Origin of the sequence: Methylocucumis oryzae (assembly GCF_000963695.1) — a bacterium.
In the GTDB taxonomy this organism is placed as follows: domain Bacteria; phylum Pseudomonadota; class Gammaproteobacteria; order Methylococcales; family Methylomonadaceae; genus Methylovulum; species Methylovulum oryzae.
Window position 1 is genome coordinate 1 of record NZ_LAJX01000182.1, and the last position, 10,399, is coordinate 10,399.

The following is a 10,399-nucleotide window of genomic DNA, read 5'->3' on the forward strand; positions in this document are numbered from 1 at the left end:
TTTAACAAATCCGGCCTAGCCAATTTTTTTTTTTTTTTTAGCCAGTAGCTTACCAGCCCAAGCTCATTACTCATTAAATCGAATTACTACTGAAGATTTACTCGTGTTGCAAATACAACCCTCACATCCAACTGACAGCCTAGAGCAGCAATTCTCATTTATAGGCACCATTGATGTAAATGCCACCTCGTTGCTTGAACCACTGTATCAAATACCGAAACAAAGCAAAGTTGAACTCAATTTTGCGCAAGTAGAACGAATTAACTCTATGGGCTTAGCCCAGTTACTGAAACTATTTGAACATTGGCAAAAACACAGCGTTACGATACAAGTCGTTAATGTTAACCGCATGATAACGGTGTTATTTAAAATGACCGGTCTCAGCCGCTTCTTAAGTGAGACACATAGCCCGGTAAAACCTAACTCACCAGCGACGAGCTTTGAAAAAACCAGCGTTATTAGCGCACCTAGCAGCGATATATTTAACGCCAAAGGCTTACTCTACAGCCCAACGCCGTCGGCGACTGCGCTAGCACAAACGTTTTGATTTTACAGGGGTGATTGATGTTGACGCTACAACTGTCCTAGAAAGCCTCTATACCTTACCTGAAGGCTGCGCGGTACAGCTCAATTTTACCGGTGTGCAACGCGTGAACTCTATGGGCTTAGCGCAATTATTAAAACTGTTTGAACATTGGCAAAAAAACAATATTACAACGCGGGTCATCAATGCTAATCGCATGATTAGCGTACTGTTTAAAATGACTGGTTTAAACCGCTTTTTAACCGATCAGCCCTTACCCAACAAACCTGAGCTACCTGTAACCACACCAAAAACCTTAGCCGCATCTACTGCACAACTGCATACGGCTAGACAGGCGAATAACACGTCAAAACTCAGCTTATGGATAAGCGCGCAAAGCAGCCAACAAATGAACGGCTGGTATTTCTTCAATACCTATTTACAGCGCCAGTTAGGTAGAGAAATACACATGGAGCTTGTGCACGGCGCCATGACAGAACGGCGCAAGCATATAGAAGACATGGATATTGTCTTTACCAAACCGTTTGAAGCGACTCGGTTAATGCTAGAACACCAATTCATGCCCTTGCTACGCCCCATCGACCAAGCCGACGAAGTCACGATACTGGTACGAGAAGATGAAACCAGAACACGGCTCAGCGACTTTAAAAATAGCAAAGTCGTCACCGCCGCCCCAGACAGTTTTGTTTATTTACTCGGTAGATTTCTACTAGAAGAAAGCGAACCTAGTTTAGCCAATATCGAGTATTTATTCTCAGGTCATGACATTAAAGCGTTACAAATGCTGTTAAAAGGCTCAGCAGACATTTTATTCATGTTAAGCGAAACCTATAAAGGCTTATCCGGCTTAACCCGAAAAAATCTACGCCAAATCGACCAAAGCGAAACGGCATTTGCCTGCCATTTATTCTGCACCTCGCCTGCACAAACCGAGATGGGCTTGAAATTAAGCGAAATACTATTAGATATGAGCTTAGACAGCCAAGGTCGGCAAGTACTGGCTGACTTAGGCCTAAACGGCTGGGCCAAACCTAACCAAGACGAATGCGATATGTTGACGATGCTCTATCAACGCTATGCTCAAACAAGCTGAAGCAAGACAGTGTAGATTCAACCGTACTGTTAAACTAAGTAGCTGATGACTTATGTTGATACATGCGTTGGTCTGCAATATGGATTAGCTGATTAATATCTGTTGCATCGTCTGGATAAAGGCTAATATGGACACTGGTGCTAAATTGGCTGTAAATAAAGCTGGATGATTTCATCCTGATGTTGCATCGCATAGCGCCAAACGCGCAGGCTGGCCTCTCTGAACGCGCGAACTGGCTCAGGATGTTCTTACAATTCGCTTTCTAAAGTAAAAAAAGCGGGTTACTTTAAACATGAGATGCAATAAATAGCTTAACATTGACACTCAACCGTGAGGAATACACCAGCACCGCTTTACCGTGACCGTTTTGCTTTCGTAATTGCTCGACGGCTTTATCGACCGATGTCCCTGCGTAAAATACGGAGGATTAATGATAAGATTTCGTTACTGCACAGATAGCTTTGCTACTCGCTTTTCGAGTGCTTTTTCATTTAAAATATTGGCACTTAGCGTATATGCATAAGCCGCACTAGGTTGAAATTCGATTTCCACATCATCATAACAGCCCGTTTTTGAAATGGTTTTAGTCGTTACTCGAACACATTTTATGCCATTATTTTTTGCATAGCTTATTACGCCTTTTAATAGCCTTGAATCCGAACAAGGTTGGTCTGACCATTTCACCTCCACACACCACGCTGGCTTTTGCGTGGCAAAATGAAGCCAAACAATATCCACTTCCCCTGTGTTCCATCTAGCGTAATGTAAGTTATCAATAGTGTCGCTATGCGACCATTGGCTAAAAATGGCGGTCTCTGTCAACGCGCCCATTGCTTGATGTTCATCATCAACCGGGCCAAATAAAGCCGCCCGCATGGATGGATTAGTTAAATACACTTTAAATGTAGTAGCCCGCTTAAAGGTTTTTGATGAAAAATCAACGCGGTTGACTATTTTTATCAAAAATGCCGCTTCCAAATATTCGAGGTATTTTTTTATCGTATTTTTCGATACACCGGATGATTTCGATAAGCTATCTAAACTGATTTCATTGCCTGTGTTATAGGCAATCGTGGTAAACAATTTATTTAGCTCTTGTACGTCACTAATACCATATAGGCTAGGCAAGTCTCTAAGCAACACTTTATCTATGATGTCGCTTTTGATATATCGGGAGCTATCATGCTTGATAGGATTTGAAAATACCGCTTCTGGATAGCCGCCAAAATTTAGGTAATTAATAAATTCTTTATTGAGTTCATAGATGTTTTTGGCATTCAAGTAATTTTCTTGCCACTCATATTGCTTAGACTCAGGGACAATCAAATCCTCAACTCTGCCAATAAACGCCAAATATTCCGCAAATGTCAGCGGCGGCAATAAAAAATCAGTAAAACGCCCCGCCCCGGATTCTCTGCTTTTGAGCTTTAATGCCGCTGCCGCCGAACCCGTAGCAATGAATTTGTACGTTGGGTAGGAATCGACCAGTGATTTCAAATGTACTTCCCAACCAGGAAGGTACTGGATTTCATCAAACATAATGAATAAGCTATCATGCCGCTTATGGCTAAATTCACTTTGAAAAAGATTAACGATTTTTTCTAAAGAAAGCCCTGTGTACAACGGCGTTTTCTAGTGATACATATAAAATTTGCTTAGCGTCTACGCCTTCGTTGAGCAATTTATCTATCACATGGTAGATCATGACCGTTTTACCCAAAAGTACTTTGGCTAGAAGCCAAATCCAGCCAATCACCATGGCTACCTCCTCTATTGGTCAAGGTAATCCGCTATGCATCGTAAAATTAAACTTGCGGGTCTTATCGCTACTGTTGCTTTCGCGGCAGCTACTAGCCTTTATTTCTACGGTCGGAGCTTTTGGGTTCCTATGACTGTCAAGCTTACTGGTCAGCGTAGCGTCGCCGATGTTATCACGTCGATAGGTTCAAAAACCCGAAACAGAATGGCGGTATATTTCTCTGCTGCACAGGTTGCCTATCCACCAAATGAGCTGACAATGCTTGCGCTAAAAGATTCGGCTTATCTTGAAGTCTGGGCGGGCCATGCTAACCATCCAGCATTCATTCACCGATACAAGATTAAGGCATTAAGCGGCGTATCAGGTCCCAAACTTCGGGAAGGCGATAAGCAAGTTCCGGAAGGTATTTATCGAATTGAAGGACTTAATCCGAACAGTAGCTTTTATCTTTCTATGAAGCTGAATTATCCTAATAATTTCGATAGCCAACACGCACACGCTGAAGGCAGAACGCAACCAGGCAGCAATATCTTCATTCACGGCAAATCGGTATCTATCGGCTGTCTTGCTATGGGAGACGACGCTATCGAAGAGCTATTCGTTCTCGTGCATGATGTTGGCTTGCACAACGTTCGGATAGCCATAGCTCCCACCGATCCTAGGCTAGCACCATTGTCTATTGGTCATAATCCCGCTTGGGTCGCTGAATTGTATCGCTCGTTGGAGCATGAGTTCCGACAATATGTGCGGTCTAAAACATAACCCGCTTGTAGCCCAGTTACCAATTTAAGACGGGACAGGGTATTTAGAACGCAGGTGTCGGCAGCAGGGATGCTGCCACCAAGCCTACAGGGATGTATATACGGCGTCCTGCGTTCTAAACGCCCTACTCCGTCATAAATGTGGCCTGTAGTGCTAAAGAAATGTGTACTATGACGCTAGTACGTTGGTTTAACACTACCTGTACAAGCTACTACGTTAAAAGCCGAATAGCGGCAACCTAAGCAATAAGCGCCATTTTCTCTAATAACTTACAAAAACGCTGGTATCTCGCCATTGAAATTCGGCCAGTCTCGGCTGCGTCGCGTATTGCACAATCTTTATCGTGCAGATGACGACAATCATTAAACCGACACTGCCCTAGTAGCGGTTGAAATTCTCGATAGCCGTAAGCTAATTGAGCCGCCGATAATTCCGCTAGTCCAAAAATAGCAACACCTGGACTGTCGATAATATCGCCACCTTCGGGCAGATGATATAAAGTCGCTGCGGTCGTGGTATGCCGACCTAATTTTGATGTTTGAGAAATAGTATTGGTTTTTAATGCCTTATTTGGGATTAAAGCATTGGTTAACGAGGACTTACCGACACCGGATTGCCCGGTGAAAATACTGACTTTATCGCTAATCGCTTGTTTTAACGCGATAAAACTCGCGTCTTCTGGCGTTAACGCAGTAACTCGATGTAAGTTATAACCTAAATTAACATAATCGTCTAAAGCCGGTGTTAATTGCTCAGTATCGACTAAATCGCATTTATTTAATACCAATGTCGCCGTTAATTGGTTGTGTTCACAAACAGCAAGATATTGATCGAGAAGCAAAAAATCACATAACGGCGCTATCGCAAACACGATACACACTTGGTCGATATTCGCCGCAACCGGTTTGGTTTTATTGCCGCGCGCAGGTCTTAATAATACTGAACGACGCGGCAAAACCTGCTCAATTCGACCTGCATCCAGGCTAGTACTCTCCCATAAAACAGTGTCCCCTACTGCAACGGTCTCTAAGCGTCTACGTGTTTGGCAGAGTATCACCTGGCCTTCATGTTCAACGGCAATCCCTTGCCCTAAATGCGCAATAACGAGACCTTGTAGTAAAGCGGGCATTACGCTTTTGTTTGTAGATGCGCGATACGAATAGCCGCTGGCGGATGACTGTAGTGAAAAGCAGAATAAAGCGGGTCTGGCGTTAACGTGCTGGCATTTTCCTCATACAACTTGACTAAACCACTAATCAATTTGCTAGCTTTAGCATTTTGCAGAAGCAAAATCATCGGCTTCAAACTCAAATTGACGCTGACAATACGTCATAATTGGTTGGATAAAGAAAGTAAAAACCGGTGACGTTAACATAAATAATAACAACGCAGAAGCATTCGATTGTTGCTCACTCGCCACGCCTAAGCCTTGATAAAACCAAGCTTGGTCGATTAACCAGCCTAATAAGCCAAAAGCAACCAGCGTCATGACAGCATTAGCGATTAACATTTTTATCACATGCTTGCGCTTAAAGTGACCTAATTCATGTGCTAGCACTGCTTCTAACTCTTCTTCATCGAGTGAGTTAACTAAGTTATCAAAAAAGACAATGCGTTTGTTATTACCTAAGCCTGTGAAATAAGCATTGCCATGCCCGGAGCGCTTTGAACCATCCATGATGAAAATACCTTGGCTATTAAAACCACAACGCTCTAATAACTGTTGAATCCTATTTTTTAGCGAACCTTCGGCAATCGGCGTAAACGTATTAAACAAAGGCGCGATAATGGTTGGATATAACCAACTCATTAAAATAGAAAATGTCATTAAAATCGCCCAAGCCCATAACCACCAATTAGACACCGATTCCATCACCCACAAAATCAATGCTAATAGCGGTAAACCAATTGCCGCGCTTAATACCATTTGCAACAGATGGTCTTTTACAAATTGCTGTACGCTACTTTTGTTAAAACCAAAACGCTCTTCAATGACAAACGTCTGATACACGCTAACAGGCAGTTCCAACAGCGCCATAATCAACATTAATGTCGCAATCGCAGCTAAACCTGCCGTTAATCCACTAGACAGCGTTTGTTGATAAAAACTAAACACGGCATTAACACCACCGCCTAGCGTCAACAGTAATAACAAAATGACACCGATAATACGCTCAATATCGCCTAATTTACTTTTAGCCAGCGTATAATCGGCGGCTTTTTGATGGGCTGACAACGAGACACTTTGCTTGAACGCATCGGGAACCGTATCGCGGTGTTGACTGACATGAGTGCTTTGGCGTAGCGATAACCAATATTCCACACCAAATGAGATAAGTAACGCGCTGATAAAAAACAGAGAAAAGGTATTCATCGGTATTATGCTTGGCTGTAAGAGTTAGACGTTAATAATCGCCAATGCTACACTAATCAGAACCTTTCAGACAATGGAATCTATAGACTATGGATAATCAAAACCTTATTTGGCTTGATTTAGAAATGACCGGGTTAAACCCAGACACCGATTTAATTATCGAAATTGCAACAATCATTACTGACAAAGATTTAAACATACTCGCCGAAGGGCCTGTTTTCGCCCTTCATCAAAGCGATACGGTATTAGCGGCTATGGATGACTGGAATCAAAAACATCACGGCCAATCCGGACTAATCGAGCGTGTTAAAGCCTCTACGATTACTGAACAACAGGCCGAGCAATTAACGCTAGATTTTTTAAAACAATGGCTACCGGAAAGAACTTCACCGTTATGCGGTAATAGCATTGGACAAGATAGACGGTTTCTTGCACGCTATATGCCTAATTTAGAAGCTTTTTTTCATTATCGTAATTTAGACGTGTCTACGCTTAAAGAATTAGTCGCGCGCTGGGCACCTGAACTGAAAAAAGGCTTTACGAAAGAATCTAAGCATCAAGCATTAGATGATATTATTGATTCGATTGAAGAATTGCGTTATTACCGCAAGCACTTTATTGTTGCAAGCAATAACAAATGAGCCAGCTGTTTGCCATTGCATTAGGCGGTGCTTGTGGCGCTTTAATCCGCTTTATGGTCTCAACAGGCATTTATCATTGGCTAGGGCGCGAATTTCCTTACGGCACATTAGCGGTTAATATTTTCGGCTCGTTTTTATTAGGTTTGCTAACCGAAGCCTTAGTCTTGCATAGAGTCGGATTCACCGTCGAATACCGGGCCGCGATTTTAATCGGTTTTATTGGTGCGTTTACCACGTTTTCAACGTTTTCGTTGGAAACCGTGTTGTTATTACAGCAAGACCAATTAAACAAAGCATTGCTTAATGTTTTTGCCAGCGTAACCTGTTGTTTATTTGCTGTTTGGCTAGGTTTACTGTTAGGAAAAGCGTTATCAGTCGGTAGCTGGCATTGGCCATCAGGGTTATTTCCGTATGCCCTAGTCTCAGTCAATGCAATTGGCGCCTTCTTAATCGGTTTAATACTGCAATTATTATTAAGCAAAATTCAGCTCGTACCCGAACAACAGCTTTTATTACTTATTGTTACCATAGGCGCTTATTTGCTCTTTTCCGGCTTTTATGTGTTATTGTCGCTACTCGAACAAGGCCATCATATCAATACCCATGCTTTTTCTTTAATTATTAACTTCGCCGGTAATAGTTTGATTTGCTTATTATTTATCAGTCTAGGTATTATAGGCGCAAAACAGTTTTAGTTTTTCACTCTACTTTTAGGTAACTATTTTTAGGTCATTATGTTAGATCCGCGTTTATTTAGATCGGAACTGGACTATGTACAGCAGCAACTAGCCAGACGCTCTTTTCCCTTTGATACTGAACACTTCTCAGCGCTAGAAACTGCGCGTAAAGAGATTCAAATTAAAACTCAAGAGTTGCAAAACGAACGCAATAGCCGCTCGAAAGCCATCGGTATGGCTAAGGCTAAAGGCGAAGATGTGCAACCGTTATTAGCTGAAGTACAGCATTTAGGCGATGAATTAAAAGCAGCGGAAACCAAGCTTGCAGACATTCAAGACCAAATGACTGCGATTATGGAAGCCATCCCTAATATCTTAGATGTATCTGTACCTGACGGAAAAAACGAAGAGGCTAATTTTGAAGTGTCTCGCATAGGTGAGCCACCTGTATTTGATTTTCCGGCCAAAGATCATGTTGATTTAGGCGCTGGTAAAGGCTTAGAACTTGAATTAGGCGCAAAAATTTCCGGCGCACGTTTTGTTGTATTAACCGGAGCCTTAGCCCGCTTGCAGCGAGCTATTATCCAATTTATGCTCGACACGCATACCAGTGAGCATGGTTATACAGAAACCTATGTGCCTTATTTAGTCAACGCTGATAGCTTACGCGGCACGGGGCAATTGCCAAAAATTTGAGGCGGACTTATTTAAAGCCAGCACTGACCCGTTATATTATTTGATTCCTACCGCAGAAGTTCCGGTCACTAATATTGTCCGCGATGAGATTTTAGACGCCAAAACACTACCGGTAAAATATGTCTGTCATAGCCCATGTTTCCGCAGTGAAGCCGGTGCTTATGGACGCGATGTGCGCGGTATGATTCGCCAACATCAATTTGAAAAAGTCGAATTAGTGCAAATCGTAAAGCCTGAAGAATCGCCTGCTGCACTAGAAACGCTAACCGGCCATGCTGAAGTTATTTTGCAACGGCTAAAATTACCTTATCGAAAAATGCTGTTATGCGCAGGCGACACCGGTTTTTCATCGGCTAAAACCTACGATTTAGAAGTCTGGCTACCCGGTCAAAACGCTTACCGAGAAATCTCATCCTGCAGTAATTTCAAAGACTTTCAAGCGCGGCGCTTACAAGCACGCTGGCGTAACCCAGAAACCGGCAAACCAGAGTTAGTCCATACTTTAAATGGTTCAGGACTCGCAGCAGGTAGAACATTAATTGCCGTTATGGAAAACTACCAAGATAAAGCTGGGCGCATTCACATCCCTGAAGCCTTACAGCCTTATATGGGCGGCATCACTGTTATCGAATAACTAATAAACATGATTACTACACGTTTTGCACCTAGCCCCACCGGCTACTTACACGTTGGCGGTGCTCGCACAGCTTTATTTTCCTGGCTATATGCGCGCAAACAAGGCGGCCAATTTATTTTACGCATAGAAGACACGGATTTAGAGCGTTCTACCCAAGAATCCGTCGATGCTATTTTACAAGGCCTGGACTGGTTGGGCTTAGACTATGATTTAGGTCCTTACTATCAAACCCAGCGCTTTGACCGCTATAAAGCCGTCATTCAACAATTAATAAACCAAGGCGATGCGTATTATTGCTATTGCAGCAAAGAAGAATTAGAGCAATTACGCACAGAGCAGATGACTAACAAAGAAAAGCCGCGCTATAACGGCAAATGTCGCAATGGTAACAGCGTTATCGAAGGACGCGAACCCGTTGTGCGTTTTAAAAATCCTGTTGATGGCGTTGTTGTCATCGATGATTTAGTGAAAGGAAAGATTGTTGTTGCCAATAAAGAATTGGACGACTTAATTATTGCCCGCGCCGATGGTACGCCAACATACAACTTAACAGTCGTCGTCGATGATATGGATATGGGCGTCACTCATGTCATTCGTGGCGATGACCATGTCAATAATACGCCAAGACAAATGAATATCTTGCAAGCCTTAGGCGCGCCTATTCCTCAGTATGCGCATTTACCAATGATTTTAGGCTCAGATGGTGCCCGCTTATCTAAACGCCACGGCGCGGTTAGCGTCATGCAATTTCGTGACGAAGGTTATTTACCCGAAGCCTTGTTAAATTATTTAGTACGCTTAGGCTGGTCGCATGGTGACCAAGAAGTCTTTTCTATTGCCGAAATGATTGAGCATTTTGCCTTAGAAGATGTGAATAACTCGGCGTCAACGTTTAATATGGACAAGCTGCTTTGGTTAAATCATCACTACATCATGAGCAGTGAGCCAGCCCATGTGGCTAAGCATTTGCGCTGGCACTTTGAACATTTAAAAATCGATATAAACAATGGCCCAGACTTAGTTGATCTCGTCAAAGTGCAACGCGAACGCTGTAAAACTTTAGTCGATATGGCAGAAGCAAGCCGTTACTTTTATCAAGATTTTTTTCTACCTACGACGAAAAAGCAGCCAAGAAAAACCTTGCCCCAGGTGTCGAAGATATTTTCATGCGTTTACGCACCGCGTTTGCCGAGCTCAACGACTGGCAAGCCGAAGC

At 42.9% G+C, this 10,399-nt stretch carries 11 protein-coding genes and 2 pseudogenes; 7 read left to right on the forward strand and 6 right to left on the reverse strand.

Annotation, left to right across the window (positions count from 1 at the left end):
• Nucleotides 1–103: 103 nt before the first annotated feature.
• Together VZ94_RS15925 and VZ94_RS15930 are read left to right on the forward strand one after the other, a co-directional pair.
• Complete coding sequence (locus VZ94_RS15925) at nt 104–547, forward strand: STAS domain-containing protein (RefSeq protein ID WP_045779984.1); 444 nt, start codon at nt 104–106, stop codon at nt 545–547.
• A gap of 10 nt (nt 548–557) precedes the next feature.
• Nucleotides 558–1,637, forward strand: a complete 1,080-nt coding sequence (locus VZ94_RS15930) for a PhnD/SsuA/transferrin family substrate-binding protein (RefSeq protein ID WP_052700637.1) — start codon at nt 558–560, stop codon at nt 1,635–1,637.
• A gap of 34 nt (nt 1,638–1,671) precedes the next feature.
• Here VZ94_RS15930 and VZ94_RS25245 read toward each other — a convergent pair whose 3' ends face one another.
• The 3 genes from VZ94_RS25245 to VZ94_RS27135 form a co-directional block, all read right to left on the reverse strand.
• Complete coding sequence (locus tag VZ94_RS25245; RefSeq protein ID WP_109867709.1) at nt 1,672–1,830, reverse strand: diguanylate cyclase domain-containing protein; 159 nt, start codon at nt 1,828–1,830, stop codon at nt 1,672–1,674.
• A 251-nt stretch (nt 1,831–2,081) separates the two neighbouring features.
• Complete coding sequence (locus VZ94_RS15935; RefSeq protein WP_052700638.1) at nt 2,082–3,176, reverse strand: ATP-binding protein; 1,095 nt, start codon at nt 3,174–3,176, stop codon at nt 2,082–2,084.
• 49 nt (nt 3,177–3,225) lie between these two features.
• Nucleotides 3,226–3,396 (reverse strand): P-loop NTPase family protein, encoded by a 171-nt coding sequence (locus VZ94_RS27135; RefSeq protein ID WP_204369175.1) that lies wholly within the window; start codon nt 3,394–3,396, stop codon nt 3,226–3,228.
• A 129-nt stretch (nt 3,397–3,525) separates the two neighbouring features.
• On the opposite strand from VZ94_RS27135, the gene VZ94_RS15940 reads away from it, so the two are divergent.
• The gene (locus VZ94_RS15940) at nt 3,526–4,158 is read left to right on the forward strand and encodes a L,D-transpeptidase family protein (RefSeq protein WP_239650002.1); all 633 of its coding nucleotides are present in this window, start codon (nt 3,526–3,528) and stop codon (nt 4,156–4,158) included.
• Nucleotides 4,159–4,396: 238 nt separating this feature from the next.
• Here VZ94_RS15940 and rsgA read toward each other — a convergent pair whose 3' ends face one another.
• Genes rsgA through VZ94_RS15950 form a run of 3 tightly spaced genes read right to left on the reverse strand, consistent with a single transcriptional unit; the run spans nt 4,397 to nt 6,532 of the window.
• Complete coding sequence (gene rsgA, locus VZ94_RS15945) at nt 4,397–5,287, reverse strand: ribosome small subunit-dependent GTPase A (protein ID WP_045779986.1); 891 nt, start codon at nt 5,285–5,287, stop codon at nt 4,397–4,399.
• Nucleotides 5,287–5,448: a hypothetical protein gene (locus tag VZ94_RS32315; RefSeq protein WP_338040452.1), complete on the reverse strand. Its 162-nt coding sequence runs from the start codon at nt 5,446–5,448 to the stop codon at nt 5,287–5,289. The genes rsgA and VZ94_RS32315 overlap by 1 nt, the downstream gene beginning before the upstream one ends.
• The gene (locus tag VZ94_RS15950; protein WP_338040453.1) at nt 5,429–6,532 is read right to left on the reverse strand and encodes a M48 family metallopeptidase; all 1,104 of its coding nucleotides are present in this window, start codon (nt 6,530–6,532) and stop codon (nt 5,429–5,431) included. The genes VZ94_RS32315 and VZ94_RS15950 overlap by 20 nt, the downstream gene beginning before the upstream one ends.
• 89 nt (nt 6,533–6,621) lie before the next feature.
• Between VZ94_RS15950 and orn the strand changes: the two genes are divergently transcribed.
• The 4 genes and pseudogenes from orn to gltX all read left to right on the forward strand — a co-directional run.
• The gene (gene orn, locus VZ94_RS15955; RefSeq protein ID WP_045779987.1) at nt 6,622–7,173 is read left to right on the forward strand and encodes an oligoribonuclease; all 552 of its coding nucleotides are present in this window, start codon (nt 6,622–6,624) and stop codon (nt 7,171–7,173) included.
• Complete coding sequence (gene crcB, locus VZ94_RS15960; protein WP_045779988.1) at nt 7,170–7,868, forward strand: fluoride efflux transporter CrcB; 699 nt, start codon at nt 7,170–7,172, stop codon at nt 7,866–7,868. Before orn ends, crcB begins: the two co-directional genes overlap by 4 nt.
• A 39-nt stretch (nt 7,869–7,907) precedes the next feature.
• A pseudogene (gene serS, locus VZ94_RS15965) lies at nt 7,908–9,180 on the forward strand (serine--tRNA ligase).
• 9 nt (nt 9,181–9,189) lie between these two features.
• A pseudogene (gene gltX / locus VZ94_RS15970) lies at nt 9,190–10,399 on the forward strand (glutamate--tRNA ligase); the annotation flags it as partial.